Here is a 17,574-nt window from a genome sequence, read left to right on the forward strand (position 1 = left end):
TCGATGACGACAGTTGAGACGCCGGAGGGCATGCCGGCTGCCGGAAAGCAGCGGAAGTCCACCAAGGCGAAGATCCTGGACGTCGTCAGGTGGGTTGCGATCCTCCTGGTCGTCGGGTTCGCCGCGAAGCAGCTCGCATCCAACTGGAACGAGTTCTGGCACACGTTGCACGACGTCGCGTGGCAGTCGTCCCTGCTCAGCCTGGTCGCCCTGATCGCGGCGATCATGGTGTCGACGTGGGGCTGGCAGGTCATGGTCGACGACCTCGGCGAGCCGATCGGCTACGCCCGCGGCGCGCAGATCTGCCTGGTCGGCTCGCTCGGCAAGTACGTGCCGGGGTCGGTCTGGGCGTACCTGCTGCAGATGGAGCTGGGCCGCAAGGCCGGCCTGGCCCGCGCCCGGATCTTCACGGGCTCGCTGATCCAGCTGGGCGTCGGCGTGGTGTCGGCGCTGGTGGTGTCGCTCCTGGCGGCCCCGGCGGTGTTCAGCAACAGCCCGCGCGCGATGTGGCTGTTCGTGCTCATCCCGGTCGGCCTGGCCTTGCTGCACCCGAAGATCCTCACGTGGGGCACGTCGCTGGTCCTGAAGATCCTGCGCCGCCCGCCGTTGAAGCACCCGCTGAGCTGGAAGGTCATCGGCAAGGTCTTCGGCGCCTCGACGGCCGCGTGGTGCCTGCAGGGCATCCACCTGTGGCTGCTGGCCAACTCGGTCGGCACCCCGGGCTTCAGCGGCTTCATCCTGTGCGTGGGCGCGATGGCCGTGGCGATGACGGTGGGCACGTTCGCGTTCATCCTCCCGAGTGGCGTGGGCGTCCGGGAGGTGGCCCAGGTAGCGGTCCTGACGGCGAGCGGCCTGACGGTCGGCCAGGCCACGGCCTTCGCGGTGGCCTCCCGGGTGATGTTCACGGTGGCGGACCTGCTGACGGCCGGCCTGGCAGCCGTCGCGGCCCGTTCGACCCGCTCGACGGTCCCCGCGGCCTGACCTGCTCTCCTACGCGAAAACCCGGCGCCAGGTTCGTCCCGGCGCCGGGTTTTCTGCGTCTTGGGCCTGGCGGGTCGCGGTTCAGACCCGGCCTGTCGGGGGTCGCTGCCACCTGGCCTGCTCTGCATAGGCGAAACCCGGCGCCGAGGTGGTGACCGGCGCCGGGTTTCTACACCTCATGCCTGGTGGGTGACCTTCGCGATCAGGTTGTCCACCGCCTGTACCCAAGTTGTCCACAGCCCTTACTCACATGTGGACAACCGGGCGGGGCCGCGGGCCCTCAGCCCACGATCCGGTAGATCACCGCGTCCGGGTTGTGGTACGCCTCCTTGAGGAACGGCATCCCGGCCAGGTAGTCCAAGCCCGGCTGGTACGGGCCCTTGCCCGGGTCCGTGCGCGGCTTGCCGAGGATCACCCAGTGGATGTTCCACTTCTTGACCGCCGCGCGGACGGCCGGGTTGGTCTCGTACTCGCGGAAGTGGTCGGCCAGCAGCAGGGCGTCGGTCGGGGGCCACGTCTCGTCGAAGTGGCCCGCCACCGAGCGGACGCCCGACAGCGCGTACGTCCAGGCCGTCCCGTCGAAGCGGTCGTTCATCGCCCAGTCGCCCGGTTTGGCCAGCTTGCCGAGCTCCACCATCGCCGCTTCCTCGCCCGGCGTGATGCGCATCTTCTCCGGGTCCGCCGACTGGTAGCCGGTCCACACGCGGTCGCCGTTCGAGCGGTAGTACAGGCCGTTCGACAGGCCCACGAACGCCAGCATGACCACCACGCCGACGGCGACCGCCGGCACGTGGTGGCCGCGGATCGCCGGGAGCCGGTCGCGCAGCCACGCCTGCGTTTCCGCGAGGCCGTGCGCCGCCAGGACCGTCAGCGGGATCGCCGCCATCGAGAAGAACCGGAACGGGTCGTCCCACCACGGGCGCGACAGCGCCATCACGAGCGGCGCGTTGGTCGACGACACCGCGATGTAGGCGAACCCCGTCACCGCGGCCGTCAGGCCGATCCAGCGCAGCGCACCGGCCCGGGTGAAGAACACGATGCCCAGGAACAGCGCCACGGACAGCCAGACCTGGGGATGCGCTTCCAGGTGCTGGAAGCTCAACAGCGCCCCGAGCGCGGTCGACGCGCGCCATTCGTTCGGCCAGCCGAGGTAGGGGACGTTGCCCGCGGCCAGGCCCAGCGCACCGAACAGCTGCAGCCACGCCACGAACAGGGACAGGACCGCGATCGGCAGCAGCGCCAGCAGGTCCCGGCCGATCTTGCGCCAGTTCGTCAGCCAGCGCTGCACCAGCATCGGCCCGGCGAACAGGATGCCGCCGAACAGCGTCGACGAGTGGATGCACAGGAGGCCGACCGCCGCGAGCAGCAGGATCAGGCCGGTGTCCGGCGCGACGCGGTCCAGGTAGCGCTTCAGCGCCACCGCGGCCAGCGGCGTCAGCGTGACGCCCAGCGCGAACGGCAGCAGCGGCCCGCGGTCCATCGACTCGTACACGCCCATCACCGGCGCCACCGCGGTCAGCGCCACCGCGCCGGCCAGCACCGCGCGGCCGCGGAACGTGCGCACCAGCGTCACCAGCGAAAGGGCCAGCAAACCGGGCAGCAGCAGGGTGTTCGCGTCCAGCGTCGCCGGGATCGTCGCGCCGCTCAGCCGGTACGTCGTGGCCGCCAGCAGGTGGTAGGCGTTGGGGTAGAACACCGGGGTGGCGTCGCCCCACCAGTTCACGTTGCTCGTGCCGAACAGGCTGCCGTCACCGGTGTCGGCGATGTAGCGGACGGCGTTCCCGTGGTACACCGCGTCGAAGCCCTGCGGCAGCACACCGATGTGGCCCAGGCCACGCAAAGTCGCGTAGAACCCCACCGCCGCGGCGAACACCAGGCACAGCGCCACGGCGATGTGCCCGCGACGGTCCCACAGGCCGGGTTCCGGCTCCGGCGCCCAGCGGCGCACCGTCAGTTTCCGGACACCGTAAGCGATCGCGACGAACACGACGGTCGAAACGGCGTAGGTCACCGGGTTGAAGGAAATGCCCATCGCCGCAGTCCACGGCCCGGTCAGGCCGCCGATGGCGTAGCTCAGCAGCGGGGCCAGCCCGGCGAGAGTCCAGCCGCGCAAGCCCGCGGCGAGACCCGTCAACAGGCCGGGCACGGCGATGACGACGATGGCAACGCAAACAGAGAGCACGATGGAGACTAAGCCGGGAACGATCAGGCCCGTGCTCCGGGGTATGTCCCGGTCATCGAGACGGGGCCCGTCCGCGAGCGTCCCTTCGCGATACCCGATCGGGTTATATTGGCCGGTGGCGTTTCCCTGCTTGACTGGCGCCGGGCGGGGCGATCTTCACGAGGGGGCCGGGTGGTCTACGCGGTCGTGGTGGCGTGGCTGGTCCTCGCCGCCATCGTCGTGCTGACCTGGGGCCGCCTCGACACCGACCGCGGCTGGCGCGGCTTCGTGCTCGCGCTCACCCTGGGCCTTTCGCTGCTGCACCAGCTCCTCTTCGCGACGGTGACCGAGGACGCGCTCGTTTCCTTCCGCTACGCGCAGAACATCGCCGATGGCAACGGCCCGGTCTTCAACCCCGGCGAACGTGTCGAGGGCTACACCAACTTCCTCTGGCTGGTGCTCATCGCGTTGCCGCGGGCCGCGTTCGGTGTCGACGTGCGGACCGCCGCTGTCGTGTTCGGTGTCGTCTCCGCGCTCGGCTGCGTGCTCGTGTCGTACTTCCTGGCCAACCGGATCGTCGCGGCGGCCGCCCCGGCCGGTGCCGAGCCGCGGCCGGCGATCGGCGTCGCCGCCGCCGTGCTGACGGCGAGCGCGGGCGGGCTCGCCGTGTACGGGCCGTCCGGCTCCGAGGTCCCGCTGTTCGTGCTGCTCGTCCTCGCCGTCGGCCTCTCGCTCGCGGCGCGCCGTCCGGTGGTCGCCGGGGTGCTTGTCGCGTTCGCCACGATGACCAGCCCGGAAGGAGTGGTGGTCGCCGTGCTGGGCGGCCTCTGGCTGGCCGGTGCCGCGCTGAAGAAGAAGCACAGCTGGTGGGCACCGGCGGGGTACGTCCTGGGCGCGCTGGTGTTCCTGATCCCCCGGCTGGCCTGGCGCGCGACGTTCTACCAGCACTTCCTCCCGGCGCCGCTGGCGGCGAAGTTCGGCGGGCCACTGGGGCCGCAGGTCGCGGACGGCTGGTCGTACCTGTCCGGGTTCGCCTTGGCGCACCAGGGTTTCCTGCTGCTCGGGCTGGTCGCCGCGGTCGCGCTGGTGCTGCGGCGCACCGAAGCCGCCGAGGCCCGGGCCCTGGTCTGGCTGCTGTTCGCGACGGTCGCCGGGCTCGCGGCCGCCGCCGTGGTCGGCGGCGGCGATTCCGGGCCGTCGTGGCGGCTGCTGGCGCCCGTTCCGCCGCTGCTCGCCGTCGCGGCCGTCTCCGTGTACGGCGTGCTCACCGCCGACGTCGAGGGAAAGCCGTCGCCACGGCCGAAGGCGTGGCCCGCCGCGACCCGGCTCGTCCCGGTGACCGCCTGCGGGCTCGCCGGCATCGCGGTCCTGGTCTCGGTGTTCAGCCCCGACATGCTCGACCGCGTCCGCGACTGGCGGGCGCACGGCACCGAGCTCACCGAGATCGGCGGCTGGCTCGGCGAGTACCTGCCGGCCGGGTCGGTGGTCAGCGCCGCCGCGCCCGGCGCGCTCGCGGCCCACGGCGGGCAGTTGCTCATCGTCGACGTCCTCGGCCGCACCGACGACCACATCGCCCGCGAAGGGCGCCACGACGGCGGTGTCGCGACCGACTACGACTACGTGGTCAACGGCCGCCGCCCGACGGTCGCCGTGCCCGCCGACGGCGGATACGCCGACCGCCAGCACTGCGCGATCGACCCGGTCTACGCGGGCAAGTACGAGGTGGCCACGTTCCGCCGCGTCGGCACGCCTTACTGGGTCGCCGTCTACCCCCGTGCGGAGCAGGCCAAATCGGTAGTCACGGACCTCGACAAGGGCCCGGACTTCCGCTACGTACCCTGTCCTTCGTGAAGGTCGAGGCCCCGAGACGGCAGTTGGGTACCGAAACGCGGCTGGGGATCGGGGTGTTCGGCGCGTCGCTCGCGCTGTTCGTGCTGCGGTTCCTGGTGCCGCGCCCGGTCGCGATGTCCAACAACGGCGACGGCGCGCGCGTGCTGTGCGGCGCCGGGATCACCTGGGAGGGCGGTCCCGAGCCCTTCATCCACCTCGCCTACACCGCCGCACCCGGCGCCCAGCCGTGCCGGCCGACGTACCTGCTCACGCAGAGCTGGCTCGCGGACCTGGCCGTCCGGCTCGGCCGGCTGGTCGGCCTCCACACGACGTTGAGCCTGGTCGTGCTGGGCCTGCTCAGCAGCGTCATCGCCGCGGCCGCGATCGCCGCGATCGTGCTTGGCCTGCCGTACCGGCTCCGGACCCGGCTGATCGCGGCGGCCGCGCTGCTGCTGGTCGTCGCCGACTCGGCGTTCTTCGGCTACTTCGCCTCGGTGCTCGGCGAGGGCGCGGCCTTCCTGGGGCTGCTGCTGATCGTCGGTGGCCTGCTGCTGACGGCCCGCCCCGGCCGGTGGAGCTACGTCGGCATGGCGGTGACGTTCGTCGGCGGGGTCCTGGCCGTCAACGCCAAGGTCCAGACGCTGACCATCTTCCCGATCCTCGCGCTGGCGATCCTCCTCGTCCGCCCCGGCAACCTGCGCGGGCTGACGCGGTGGGCGGCGGCCGCGCTGGTGATCGTGGCCCTCGGCGGCGCCACGTTCCTCGCGCAGAAGAGCGTCGATCCGGCCGTCGCCCCCGACGGCACGGTCGCCGCCCGGCCCGGCGACGACTCACGCGAAGTCAACATGTTCAACTCGATCTTCCTGAGCATCGTCGACGGCAAGCACGACACCCAGGCCGACCTGGCCGACCTCGGGCTGCCGCCGTCGTTCGCGCAGTACGCGGGCAACGGCTGGTGGCACCCGCACCCCGCGACGGCGGACCCGCTCTACCCGCAGTACCGGCACCTGATGAGCCGCCGGAACGTCATCACGTACTTCGCGACGCACCCCGGCCGGACGCTGCAGGTGCTGAACAAGGCCGCGACCGACCAGCTCACCGCCCGCCCGGACTACCTCGGCAGCTTCGACAAGGACGCCGGGTTCGCGCCGCACGCGCAGGAGTACCGGGTGCCGGTGGTGTCGTGGCTGACCGGTCTGATCGCCCCGCTCGGCCTGTTCGTGCTGGTGCCGATCTGGCTGTTCGTGCTGGTCAGGGCCTGGATGCAGCGCCGGGGGCCGCTGGGCGTCGTGCTGGCGTTCCTGCTCGTGGTCTCGCTGTCGCAGTTCGGCACGGCCGCGCTGGGCGACGGCATCGAGGGCATCAAGCACCAGTCGGTCGCGCTCTTCACGATCCTGCTGGCGCTCGTGTTCGCCGCGCTGCCCCGGCTGCGGCCGGGCGAGGGCGACCCGGAGGAAGACGTGCAGCGGCCGTGAGCTTCGCCCGTTTTGTGTTCTTCCCCGCTTGAACGGCCGCCAAGAACCTACGGTCCCGTAACCTGGCCCGATGGCCGACTTCGTGTACCCGCCCGTGATCGCGGCGGCCCGGACCATGTTCCGGGTACTCGACAACCGCATCCGGGTCGAGGGCGCGGAGCACATCCCGCGGCACGGCGGTGCCGTGATCGCGTGCAACCACGTGAGCTACCTCGACTTCATCTTCTGCGGCCTCGGCGCGCGCCCGGCCAAGCGGCTGACGCGGTTCATGGCGAAGAAGGAGATCTTCGACAACAAGATCGCCGGGCCGCTGATGCGCGGGATGCACCACATCTCCGTCGACCGCTCCGCCGGCCTGGCCTCCTACCGCGAGGCCCTCGAAAAGCTGCAGGCCGGTGAGGTCGTCGGCGTCTTCCCCGAAGCCACCATCAGCCGGTCGTTCACGGTCAAGGAGATCAAGTCGGGTGCCGTCCGGATGGCCGCGGCGGCGGACGTCCCGGTGGTGCCGATGGCGCTGTGGGGCACCCAGCGGCTCTGGACGAAGGGCCGGCCGAAGGACCTGACCCGCCGGCACGTGCCGATCTCGATCCTCGTCGGCGAGCCGATGTACCCGGCGAAGGGCGACGACTGGGACGTCGTGACGAAGGAGCTGCGCACCCGGATGAGCGCGCTGCTCGACCGGGCCCAGGCCGAGTACCCGGAGCAGCCGGCGTCCGAGGACGAACGCTGGTGGCTGCCCGCGCACCTGGGCGGCACCGCCCCGACCCCGGTCGAAGCGGCGGAGCTCGACCGCCGCTAGAACCAGCGCTCGAGGACCTGCGCGACGCCGTCTTCGCCGGCCGGGCCGGTGATCTCGTCGGCCACGTCCTGGACCTTCCTGTGCCCGTTCTCCATCGCGACGCCGTGGCCGGCCCAGCGGAGCATCTCGACGTCGTTGGGCATGTCGCCGAAGGCGATCACCCGCTCGCGGTCGACGTCCAGCCGCTCGGCGACGTCGGCCAGGCCCGTCGCCTTCGTGATCCCCGGCGCGGACAGCTCCACGAGCCCGCCCGACGACGAGTAGGTCGCCGCCACCTCGTGCGGGAACAGGGACTCCACGGCGTCGGCGATTTCCTCGGACGACATCCCGCGGTGGCTGACCAGCAGCTTGATCGCCGGGTGGCCGAGCACTTCGGCCCGCGGCGCCGTGCGGCCTTCGCCGTCACCCCAGGGGTTGTGGTAGTTCGGCTCGATGACGAAGCTGCGCATCTCGTGGTCGACGCCGGTGCTGACGCGCTCGGCGGCCAGCCGGCAGTCGGGCAGGGCCTTGTCGAGCGCGTGCGCGAGGTCGTGGAGCAGCTCCGGCTTCAGGAGCCCGTGCACGGCGACGACCTCTTCGCGGCCGCAGTCGTAGAGCACGGCGCCGTTCGCGCACACCGCGTACCCGGTCAGCTCGAGCGGCTTCGCGACGGGCGCGATCCAGCGCGGCGGCCGGCCGCTGGCCAGCACGAACGGCACGCCGGCGTCGATCGCCCGCCGGACGGTCGCGATCGTGCGGGCGGTGAGCGATTCGGAGGGGCCGAGCAGGGTGCCGTCGACGTCGGACGCGATCAACTGGGGTCTCTCCACCCCGCCATTGTCCCTGACACGTTCGGGGGATGGCTTGCCCGTCCGTGCGACTGTCGGTGGTAACCGATAGCGTCCGGAACCGTGCGAGTAGGCATCGTGATTCTCCCGGAAGATCGTTGGTGGGCCGCCGAGCCGAAGTGGCGCGCCGCCGAGGAATACGGCTTCGACCACGCGTGGACGTACGACCACCTGGGGTGGCGCAACCTGGTCGACGGGCCGTGGTTCTCCGCGGTCCCGACCCTGACGGCCGCCGCGATGGTGACGTCCCGCATCCGGCTGGGCACGTTCGTGGCGTCTCCGGTCGCGCGGCACCCGGTGCCGTTCATGCGCGAGCTCAACACCCTTGACGACGTCTCGGACGGCCGGTTCGTCCTGGGCGTCGGCGCGGGCGTCGACCACCTGCACTACGACGGCCAGGTCCTGGAAGTGCCGGCCCTGACCGCGAAGCAGCGCGCCGACCGGTTCACGGAGTTCGTCGAGGCGCTCGACGGACTGCTCATGACCGACAAGTTCGACTTCGACGGCGAGTACTACCGGGCCCGCGAGGCCCGCAACCTGCCGGGCTCGGTCCAGCGGCCGCGGCTCCCGTTCGTGGTCGCGGCGAACGGCCCCCGCACGATGACGCTGGCGGCCCGCTTCGGCGCGGGCTGGGTCACGACGGGCAAGGGCGGTGCGACCGAGGACGAGTGGTGGGGCGGCATCAAGCAGCTCACCGAGGTCTTCGACCAGCGCCTCGACGCGGCCGGCCGCGACCGGGCGAGCATCCAGCGGCACCTGAGCCTGGACGCGTCGCCGGTGTTCTCCCTGAGCAGCGTGGAGGCGTTCCGCGACGCGGCGGGCCGCGCGGGCGAGCTGGGCTTCACCGACGTCATCGCCCACTGGCCGCGCTCGTCTTCGCCGTACGAAGGCCGTGAGGCAGTGCTGGAGCAGGTGGCGAGCGAGGTGCTCCCCGAACTCCACGCGAACTAGACCAGTTATTTGACCAACCGGTAGATGACCGCGCCCGGGTTCCGGTACACGACGGTCACGAAGTCGCGGCCGTCCAGGTGCTGCAGGCCCGGCGCGATCGGGGTGTCGCGGCGGATCGTGCCGCTGCCGACCAGCACGTAGTGGATGTTCAGCCGCTCGACCGCGGCGCGGGCCTCGGGGTCGGTGTCGTAGTTCGTGAAGTGCGTCGCCAGGTAGAGCGCGTCCGGCGGGGCCACGCCCGCGTCGTAGTGGCCGGCCACCGGGTGGACGCCGGTCAGCGCGTACATCCAGGCCGTGCCGTCCATCCGGTCGTTGAGCACCTTCTGGTCGGCCGGGATGCCCAGGGTGCCGAGCTTCTCCATCGCGTCGATCTCGTCGGCGCTGACCGGCGGGACCACCTCGCCGGGCAGGCCGTTGTAGTACAGCAGCGACACCGTCTTGGCGTTGGCCGCGCGGTAGAAACCGCCGGTCAGCACGCCCATCGCGACCACCAGCAGCACCGCCGAGGCCAGCCCGATCCGGCCGGTCAGCCACGGGCGGGCCCGCACCCACGCGCGTCCGCTCGCGAGCTTCGAGACCCAGCGCTGGGTCTCGCTCATGCCGTGCGCGGCGAGCAGGCAGAGCGGGATCGCCGCCAGCGCCATCAGCCGGAACCGGTCGTTCCACCAGGGCCGCGACAGGGTGATCACCCAGTCTTCGCCGCCGAAGCAGGCGACGACCACGAACAACGCGGACAGGCCGATCGTCGACAGCACCACCCAGCGCATCCGCCGCAGCGCGAGCAGCGTCAGCAGGCCGAGGGCGAGGAACACCGTCAGCCAGACCTGCGGCACCGGGAGCACCTGCTTGAACGTCGCCAGCATCGCCAGGGCCTTCCACACCGGCATGTGCGAGCCCCAGGCGTGGTACGGGTACGACCCGGCCGTGAAGGTGATCGCGCCGAGGATGTGCGGCGCGGCCAGCAGCCCGGCCACCACCATCACCGGCAGCGTCTTCAGCACGTCGCCGCCCAGGATCCGCCAGGCGGGCCGGCCGTCCGGGACGCCGTCGACGCGCTTGCCCCGCAGCGCCCGGTACCAGCGCTGCACCACCAGCGGGAACGCGAAGAGGAGGGCCCCGAACAGGGCGCTCGAGTGCGCGGCGAGCAGGCCGGTCGCGCTCAGCGCCAGCACCCCGCCGGTGTCGACGCCCGGCCGCACGAGGAACCGCTGCAGCGCGACCACGGCCAGCGGCGTCAGCACGATGCCGAGCGCGAACGGCAGCAGCCCGCTCGACACCGACTCGTACGCCCCGGTCGTCGCCTCGCCCGCGACGACCGCCGCGCAGCCGGCGAACACCGCGCGGCCGCCGAGCTGGCGCACCAGGGCGACCATGCCCAGCGCGAACAGCCCGGCGATCGGCATCGTGACCGCGTTGAGCGTGACCGGCACCGACGTGCCCGAGAGCTGGTAGACCAGGGCACCGACCAGGTGGTACGCGTTCGGGTAGAACGAGCCCTCGGGGTACCAGTTGATGGTGCCCATGCCGGTCAGCGAGCCGTCACCGGTGTCGGCGATGTACCGGATGCCGTTCGCGTGGAAGACGGTGTCCCAGCGCTGGAACACCGCGGTCGTCCCGCCGCGGCCGGTGACGACCACGGCGATCGACACGGCCGTCGCGATCGCGACGCAGGCGGCCACGGCCAGGTGGGCCCGGCCCGTCCACCGCTCCGGCGGCTCCTCGGCCCCCGGCGTGATCCAGCCGCGGACGACGGCGAGCCGGCGGGCGCCGGCCAGCACGGCGGCGAGCAGGAGGGTGCAGGCGGCGACGCTCAGCGGGCCGTACGGCACGTGCGCGATCGCCAGCCACGGGCCGGCCAGGCCGGTGATGGCGTAGCTGAGCAGCGGCGCGAGCCCGGCCAGGGCCCAGCCGCGCAGGCCGGCGGCCCACCCGACGACCCCGCCGGGGACCGCCAGCACGGCCAGATACGTCGCTACCGCGCCGAAGTAGCTCCAGAAGTCCTCGGGTGCAGGCACTGCTTTCCAGGTGTGTCGTAGGCCGAAATGTGATAGTCGGGTGCGGGCCGGACAACCCGACTGCGTACCCTCGACGCCCGTGAGCGCGCACACGAACCCCGCCAAGATTACTGAAGACGATTTCGCAGGTTACGACCTCATCGTCGTCGGGTCCGGTTTCTTCGGCCTGACCGTCGCCGAACGGGCCGCGGCCGAGCTGGGCAAGAAGGTCCTCATCCTCGAACGGCGTAGCCACCTCGGCGGCAACGCCTACTCCGAGGCCGAGCCCGAGACCGGGATCGAGGTGCACAAGTACGGTGCGCACCTGTTCCACACCTCGAACAAGCGCGTCTGGGAGTACGTGAACCGCTTCACCGAGTTCACGAACTACCAGCACCGCGTGTTCGCGCGGGTCAAGGACCAGGTCTACTCGTTCCCGATGAACCTGGCCCTGATCAACCAGTTCTTCGGCAAGTCGCACACCCCGGACGAGGCCCGCGAGCTGATCGCCAAGCAGGCGTCCGAGTTCGAGACCTCCGCCGCGCAGAACCTCGAGGAGAAGGCGATCTCCCTGGTCGGCCGTCCCCTCTACGAGGCCTTCATCCGCGGGTACACCGCGAAGCAGTGGGAGAACGACCCCAAGAACCTGGGCGAGAACATCATCACGCGCCTGCCGGTCCGCTACAACTTCGACAACCGGTACTTCAACGACACCTACGAGGGCCTGCCCGTCAACGGGTACACCGCGTGGCTCGAGAAGATGGCCGAGCACGAGAACATCGAAATTCGCCTGAACGTGGACTACTTCGACGTCCGCGAGCACATCCCGGCGGGCACCCCGACCGTCTACACCGGGCCGCTGGACCGCTACTTCGGCTACTCGGCGGGCCGGTTCACCTGGCGCACCGTCGACTTCGAGTCCGAGGTCGCCGAGACCGGTGACTTCCAGGGCACCTCGGTCGTCAACTACAACGACCAGGAAGTCCCGTACACCCGGATCATCGAGTTCCGGCACTTCCACCCGGAGCGGGACTACCCGAAGGACAAGACGGTCATCTTCCGCGAGTACTCGCGCTTCGCGGGCGAGGAAGACGAGCCGTACTACCCGATCAACACCCCGGAGAACCGCGAGAAGCTCGAGGCCTACCGGGAGCTGGCCAAGGTCGAGGCGCGTGAGAAGAACGTGCTGTTCGGCGGCCGGCTGGGCACCTACAAGTACCTCGACATGCACATGGCCATCGGCTCGGCGCTGTCGGCGTTCGACAATAAGATCGCCCCGCACCTGACCGACGGCGCGCCGCTCGACGGGTCCCTCGATGCTTGAGAAGGGCACCCCGACGGGTGAGGTCGCGGTCCTCGCGAAGACCCAGGGCTTTCTGAAGAGTGAAGCTTCGGTGAAAGCCGCGCGCGGCCTTTCGCACTTCGGCGAGCACGCGCTCGGCTGGTTCGGTCTTGGCCTGATCGGGGCCGTGGTCGACAAGAAGCGACGCAAGGACTGGCTGGTCGCTTCGGCCGGTGTCGTGGGCGCGCACGCCGCCTCGATCGCGGTGAAACGCGTGGTCAGGCGGCCGCGGCCGGATCACCCGAGCGTCGAGGTTCTGGTCGGCACGCCGAGCAAGCTGAGCTTCCCGTCGTCGCACGCGACGTCCACGACGGCGGCGGCGGTGCTCTACTCCGGATTGACCGGGCGTAACCTGGTGCCCGCCCTGGTACCGCCGATGCTCGCCTCGCGGCTCGTGCTCGGCGTTCACTATCCGACAGACGTCATGGCCGGTGCGGCCCTCGGGGGGCTGGTCGGCGGTCTGATACGACGGAAGCTGAAGAAGAACCCATGAGCGAAACGACCGAGCAGCGCACCAGCGAAGAAGCGGCCGTGACTCCTGAGGCTCCGGAGACACCGGTGGCTGAAGTGTCTTCGGAGACGACGGCAGCGACCGCGACCCGTGGGCCGTTCGGCCTGGTCGGCGGCGTGATCAAGACGGCAAGGCCGCGGCAGTGGGTGAAGAACGTCCTGGTCTTCGCGGCCCCGTTCTTCGCCTTCTCGAAGTCGACGGACCGCACCGGCCTGCTGATCGACGCGATCATCGCGTTCGTGGCCTTCTCGCTGACCGCGAGCTCGGTCTACCTCATCAACGACGCCATCGACGTCGAGGCCGACCGGGCCCACCCGACCAAGCGGAACCGGCCGATCGCGGCCGGGATCGTGCCGGTCCCCGTCGCGTACGGGGCCGCGGTCGTGTTCTTCCTGGCCGGCCTCGCCGTGTCGTTCGCGGCGAGCTGGCAGCTGGCCGTCGTGCTGGCGGTGTACGAGGCCGTCCAGCTCGGCTACTGCTTCGGCCTGAAGCACCAGCCGGTGGTCGACCTGGCCATCGTCGGTTCGGGCTTCCTGATGCGCTCGATCGCCGGTGGCGTCGCGGGCGGCATCGCCCTTTCCCAGTGGTTCCTGCTGGTCACGGCGTTCGGCTCGCTGTTCATGGTGGCCGGCAAGCGCTACGCGGAGATCATGCTGTTCGAGCGCACGGGCGCCAAGATCCGCTCGTCGCTGAAGAAGTATTCGGCCAGCTACCTGCGGTTCGTCTGGGCGACCTCGGCGGCCATCCTGATCATGTCGTACTGCCTGTGGGCGTTCGAGATCCGCCAGACCGAGCACAACTCGGTGTGGGCGCTCATCTCGATGGTCCCGTTCGTGGTGGCGGTGCTCCGGTACGCGGTCGACGTCGACGGCGGCATCGCGGGCGAGCCCGAGGAGATCGCCCTCAAGGACCGCATCCTGCAGGTCCTCGGCGCGACCTGGGTGGTCACGCTGTTCCTTTCGTTCTACCTGTGACTCATTGCGGATGGACAGGTTGGGTTCAGGTTCAGCACAGCTGAAGGGCGCACCCTGAGGTGGTGGGGGCGGGCACTGCGCCCGTCCCCGGTGACCACAGGAGCGACCATGAACGACCAGCCGCGCGAGGAGAAGGTCCCCGAGGGGGCCGGCCAGCCGACCGTCGAGCAGCCCACGGCCGAGACCGCCGGGCAAGTGCCGGGGGAGACCGCGGCGCAGCCCACACCCGCCGTGCCGGGTGACGAGACCACCGTGCACGCTCAGCCGCCCGCCGCGCCGGGCCAGGGCGAGACTGCCGTGCACGCTCAGCCGCCCGCCGCGCCGGGCCAGGGCGAGACTGCTGTGCACGCCCAGCAGCCCGCCGCGCCGGGCCAGGGCGAGACCGTCGCCCAGCCGTCGCCCGGCGAGGTGCCGAACGCCGATCAGACCGCCGGGCACGGCCAGCCCGCGCCAGGCCGGCTGCCCAACGCCGTCCACGGCCGGCAGCCGCCGCCCACCCCGCAGCTTTCCCAGCCCGGTCCCGGCCAGGCCTACGGCGCCTGGGGCCCGCCCGCGGCCGCGCCTCGGCAGCCCGGCGGCTTCCGGCGGTTCGTCGGGCACCGCGCCACCCAGCTCGTCGGCGTCGGCGTGCTCGGCGTCCTGATCGGCGGGGGCGTCGTCGGCGGGATCGCCTTGGCGACGTCCCACCACGGCCCGCAGGACGGCCGCCCGGGCATCCACCGCCAGCACAACGGCCAGGTCCCCGACGGTCGTGGCTTCCCCGGCCGCGGCGGCGGCAACTCGGGTAATTCGGGCAACACCGGCTCGGGCGACGGCATCTGACCGACGCCGTCGGCTGTGGGCTGGGCCACCCGTACTCCGCTCAGATCACGGATGCATCACAGGCGGGGTACGGTGGCCCGGATGCGAAGCGCCTCCGCAGAAGTCCCCGAGGCCGCCGGTGCGCTGCCGGCGGCCCTGCCCGTTGCCCGCTCGTGGGTCCTGCCGGCCGGGGCCGCAGTGGCTTCCGCGCTGGTGTTCGCCCTGGTCAGCAGGCATCTCATCGATGACACGTACATCACGCTGTCCTACGCGAAGAACCTCGCCTTCCACGCCCACTGGGGCCTGATCGAGCAGGGGACGGCGAACACCGCGACGTCCCCGCTGAACGTCCTGGCCCTGGCCGCGGTCACGTTCGTCGTCCGCGACGCCGTGCTGGCCGCCGGGATCGTGTTCGTCGCCGCGCAGGTGCTGCTCGTCCTGGGCCTGCGCCGGCTCGGCGAGCGCACCGGGCTGCCGGCGGCGTTCGCGCCCCTGACGTTCGCCTTGCTGCTGGTCAACCCGCTGCTGCTGTCGTCGGTCGGCCTGGAGGTCGCGCTCGGCGCCACCGGCGTCGTCTGGACGCTGGTCTACGCGGGGGAGCGCAGAGCGGGCCGGCTCGGGGTCGTGATCGGGCTGCTCGCGCTCGTCCGGATCGACCTCCTGCTCATCGCGGCGGTGCTGTTCGCAGCCCGCCGCGAGTTCTGGACGGGCATCTGGCGCACGGCGTTCGCCACCCTCGCGGTGACGCTGCCGTGGTTCGCCTTCAGCTGGGTCGTACTCGGCTCGGCCGTGCCGGACACGCTGGTCATCAAGATCAGCCAGCAGTCGTGGGGACCGTTCAGCTTCACCAACGGCCCGCTCCTGTACTGGCGCAACTTCCCGGCGGAAGCGTTCCTGTCGTTCCTGCCGCTGCCACTCGCCGCCCTGGCCGGCGCCGCCTGGGTGATCCTGTACCGCCGGGGCTCGGAGACCGCTCGCCGCCTGACGCCGTTCGCGGCGCTCGCCGTCGCGAGTGTCCTGCACTACCTGGCCTACAGCCGCCTGGGCGTGCCGCCGTACCACTGGTACTACGCGCCGAGCATCATCGGCGCGACGATCTTCCTCGCGGCGTGCGCCACCGCGGTGCCGGAGCGCGTGCGCCGCGGAACGCTGACGCTGGCCGGCGTGGGCATCCTGGCCGGCGCGGCCGTGTACGCCCTGCCCGGCCTCCCGCGGCAGTTCGCCCCGATCCAGAGCAACCACGCGTCGACGACGGAGTACCGCGAGATCGGCCAGCAGCTGGCATCGATCGCCCACGGCCGCAAGGTCGAGACGGCGGGCGAAGTCGGCGCGCTGGCGTACGCGTGCGACTGCGAGCTGGTCGACGAGTTCTCCGACCGCGGCGCGGTCGACCCGGCGATCGCGGAAACGAAGCGCCGCAGCGGCGACGTCGGCCGGGCCCTGCTCGAAGCCAACTTCCACAACTTCGACCACAGCGTGGCCCCGATCAACCCGGACCTGGTCCTGACGACGACCCGGAGCAGCCCGCCGCGGACCGCGCTGGCGAGCTGGCGGATCGACTCGCCGTGGATGGGCGTGCAGAGCCTGTACCTGGTGCCCGCCCACGCCGCCGGCGGCTGAGCGCGGTCACCGCCGCGTGAACATCCGGTGCATCGTGCCCTCCCGGGCCAGCAGCACCTGCGTGACGACCTGCAGCAGCACGAAGCTCGCGATCGACACCCCCGTGTCGAGCCCCGGGACCGCGTCCACCGGGAGCGTGTACGCCATCGCGATGCTGATCCCGCTGTGCACCAGCCCGCCGACGCCCCAGACCACCGTCAGCACCCACCAGACCCGGCGGAACGACGGCGTGTCCGCCCAGCGGGCCTCCAGGTCCGCCGCCCGGGCCGGCAGCAGGGCCAGCGTCGCCTGGAACGTCGTCGGGCGGCGGCCGATGCGGAGGCTGGCCAGCATCCAGACGCCGATCAGCACGCTGAACCACGCCCCGCGGACCAGCTGCAGCCGCGCGTCGCCGGTCACCACCGTCGTCAGGAGGCCGATCGCCACGATGACCAGCACGAACACGCCCATGCCGTCGACCCGCCGGTGCCGCGCCGCCAGGTAGAGCACCCGCAGCGCCGGCGGGAGGCCGCTGAGCGTCAGGGCCCAGACCGGCGCCACGTCGAACGCGCGCAGCAGGTAGTAGCCGCCGACCGGCGCGGCGAGGTCGCAGAACAGCGTGACCAGCGATTTCCCCATGCTTCGAGCATCGAGGAGTCACGCCGCCGCGACCATCGTCGACCCGGCTCCTACGCATCCACCGTCCGGTTGATGCCCGGGCTCAACCGCCGCCGTGTGAACCTGACGCCGAGCACGACGCTGACCACAGTCAGCACCGAGTCGAGGATCGGTACGACGTCCACCGGCAGCGTGAACGCCAGCACCACGACGGCGCCCGCCAGCAGCACCAGACCGGTGCCCCACCAGAGCGTGGCCGTGCGCCACCGGTCCCGGAACGCCGGGGAGAGGCCCCACAGCCGTTCGAGGTCGCCGGCGCGCGCGGGCTGGAGGGTGCACACGGCGCGGAAGAGCAGCGGGCGCCGGCCGGCCACCACGCTGGCGAGCATCACCGCGCCGAGCGGCAGCGTGAGCCAGGCACTGCGGATGAGCAGCAGCCGGGCGTCACCGGAGAAGATCGCCACCGTCGCGTTGATCAGCAGCACGGCCAGCACGAACGCGCTGACGGGGTCGATCCGGCGGTGCCGCGCCAGGACGTAGCCGGTCCGCAGCACCGGCGGCACGGCGCTGACCAGCAGTGCCCACAGGGGCGCGACCTCGAAGGAACGCAGCACGTAGTACAGCGCCATCGGGAGCGCGACGTCGCGGAGGAACAGCGTCCAGCCACCGCGGTCGCTCGTCGGGTTCGTCATGAGCCCAGTCTGTTTTCGC

At 71.4% G+C, this 17,574-nt stretch carries 15 protein-coding genes; 10 read left to right on the forward strand and 5 right to left on the reverse strand.

Features of this window, described 5'->3' with window-relative positions:
- The first annotated feature begins 3 nt into the window (after window positions 1-3).
- A complete protein-coding gene (locus tag ACWEN0_RS10515; RefSeq protein WP_451971370.1) occupies window positions 4-981 on the forward strand; it encodes a lysylphosphatidylglycerol synthase transmembrane domain-containing protein in 978 nt (325 codons plus the stop codon).
- Window positions 982-1,261: 280 nt separating this feature from the next.
- Here the strand turns inward: ACWEN0_RS10515 and ACWEN0_RS10520 are convergent, their stop codons facing one another.
- On the reverse strand, window positions 1,262-3,163 hold the full coding sequence (locus ACWEN0_RS10520) for a DUF6541 family protein (protein ID WP_451971372.1): 1,902 nt from the start codon (window positions 3,161-3,163) through the stop codon (window positions 1,262-1,264).
- A 171-nt stretch (window positions 3,164-3,334) separates the two neighbouring features.
- Here ACWEN0_RS10520 and ACWEN0_RS10525 point away from each other — a divergent pair, with 171 nt between their 5' ends.
- The 3 genes from ACWEN0_RS10525 (at window position 3,335) to ACWEN0_RS10535 (ending at window position 7,246) form a co-directional block, all read left to right on the forward strand.
- Window positions 3,335-4,993: a hypothetical protein gene (locus ACWEN0_RS10525; protein WP_451971375.1), complete on the forward strand. Its 1,659-nt coding sequence runs from the start codon at window positions 3,335-3,337 to the stop codon at window positions 4,991-4,993.
- Window positions 4,990-6,447, forward strand: coding sequence for a glycan biosynthesis hexose transferase WsfD (gene wsfD / locus ACWEN0_RS10530; RefSeq protein ID WP_451971378.1), 1,458 nt, complete (start codon window positions 4,990-4,992; stop codon window positions 6,445-6,447). The genes ACWEN0_RS10525 and wsfD overlap by 4 nt, the downstream gene beginning before the upstream one ends.
- A gap of 70 nt (window positions 6,448-6,517) precedes the next feature.
- Window positions 6,518-7,246: a lysophospholipid acyltransferase family protein gene (locus ACWEN0_RS10535; RefSeq protein ID WP_451971381.1), complete on the forward strand. Its 729-nt coding sequence runs from the start codon at window positions 6,518-6,520 to the stop codon at window positions 7,244-7,246.
- Here the strand turns inward: ACWEN0_RS10535 and ACWEN0_RS10540 are convergent.
- Window positions 7,243-8,040 (reverse strand): HAD family hydrolase, encoded by a 798-nt coding sequence (locus ACWEN0_RS10540; protein WP_451972004.1) that lies wholly within the window; start codon window positions 8,038-8,040, stop codon window positions 7,243-7,245. The two genes, ACWEN0_RS10535 and ACWEN0_RS10540, sit on opposite strands and share 4 nt — an antisense overlap.
- Window positions 8,041-8,136: 96 nt before the next feature.
- Between ACWEN0_RS10540 and ACWEN0_RS10545 the strand changes: the two genes are divergently transcribed.
- The gene (locus ACWEN0_RS10545) at window positions 8,137-9,024 is read left to right on the forward strand and encodes an LLM class flavin-dependent oxidoreductase (RefSeq protein WP_451971384.1); all 888 of its coding nucleotides are present in this window, start codon (window positions 8,137-8,139) and stop codon (window positions 9,022-9,024) included.
- A 5-nt stretch (window positions 9,025-9,029) separates the two neighbouring features.
- Here the strand turns inward: ACWEN0_RS10545 and ACWEN0_RS10550 are convergent, their stop codons facing one another.
- The gene (locus ACWEN0_RS10550; protein ID WP_451971387.1) at window positions 9,030-11,039 is read right to left on the reverse strand and encodes a DUF6541 family protein; all 2,010 of its coding nucleotides are present in this window, start codon (window positions 11,037-11,039) and stop codon (window positions 9,030-9,032) included.
- 79 nt (window positions 11,040-11,118) lie between these two features.
- Here ACWEN0_RS10550 and glf point away from each other — a divergent pair, with 79 nt between their 5' ends.
- The 5 genes from glf (at window position 11,119) to ACWEN0_RS10575 (ending at window position 16,266) form a co-directional block, all read left to right on the forward strand.
- Window positions 11,119-12,342 carry a UDP-galactopyranose mutase gene (glf, locus tag ACWEN0_RS10555; protein ID WP_451971389.1) on the forward strand — a complete coding sequence of 408 codons (1,224 nt, stop codon included), beginning with the start codon at window positions 11,119-11,121 and terminating at the stop codon, window positions 12,340-12,342.
- Window positions 12,335-12,853: a phosphatase PAP2 family protein gene (locus ACWEN0_RS10560; protein ID WP_451971392.1), complete on the forward strand. Its 519-nt coding sequence runs from the start codon at window positions 12,335-12,337 to the stop codon at window positions 12,851-12,853. The genes glf and ACWEN0_RS10560 overlap by 8 nt, the downstream gene beginning before the upstream one ends.
- Entirely contained in the window at window positions 12,850-13,845 is a 996-nt protein-coding gene (locus tag ACWEN0_RS10565) for a decaprenyl-phosphate phosphoribosyltransferase (protein WP_451971395.1), read from the forward strand. The genes ACWEN0_RS10560 and ACWEN0_RS10565 overlap by 4 nt, the downstream gene beginning before the upstream one ends.
- Window positions 13,846-13,953: 108 nt before the next feature.
- Window positions 13,954-14,667 carry a hypothetical protein gene (locus tag ACWEN0_RS10570; protein ID WP_451971398.1) on the forward strand — a complete coding sequence of 238 codons (714 nt, stop codon included), beginning with the start codon at window positions 13,954-13,956 and terminating at the stop codon, window positions 14,665-14,667.
- 81 nt (window positions 14,668-14,748) lie between these two features.
- The gene (locus tag ACWEN0_RS10575) at window positions 14,749-16,266 is read left to right on the forward strand and encodes a hypothetical protein (protein ID WP_451971401.1); all 1,518 of its coding nucleotides are present in this window, start codon (window positions 14,749-14,751) and stop codon (window positions 16,264-16,266) included.
- A 6-nt stretch (window positions 16,267-16,272) separates the two neighbouring features.
- Here the strand turns inward: ACWEN0_RS10575 and ACWEN0_RS10580 are convergent, their stop codons facing one another.
- Both ACWEN0_RS10580 and ACWEN0_RS10585 read right to left on the reverse strand, forming a co-directional pair.
- Window positions 16,273-16,884 carry a VC0807 family protein gene (locus tag ACWEN0_RS10580; RefSeq protein WP_451971404.1) on the reverse strand — a complete coding sequence of 204 codons (612 nt, stop codon included), beginning with the start codon at window positions 16,882-16,884 and terminating at the stop codon, window positions 16,273-16,275.
- 50 nt (window positions 16,885-16,934) lie between these two features.
- Window positions 16,935-17,555, reverse strand: a complete 621-nt coding sequence (locus ACWEN0_RS10585; RefSeq protein WP_451971407.1) for a VC0807 family protein — start codon at window positions 17,553-17,555, stop codon at window positions 16,935-16,937.
- Between the last annotated feature and the right edge of the window lie 19 nt (window positions 17,556-17,574).

The organism is Amycolatopsis sp. NPDC004378, from assembly GCF_053602455.1.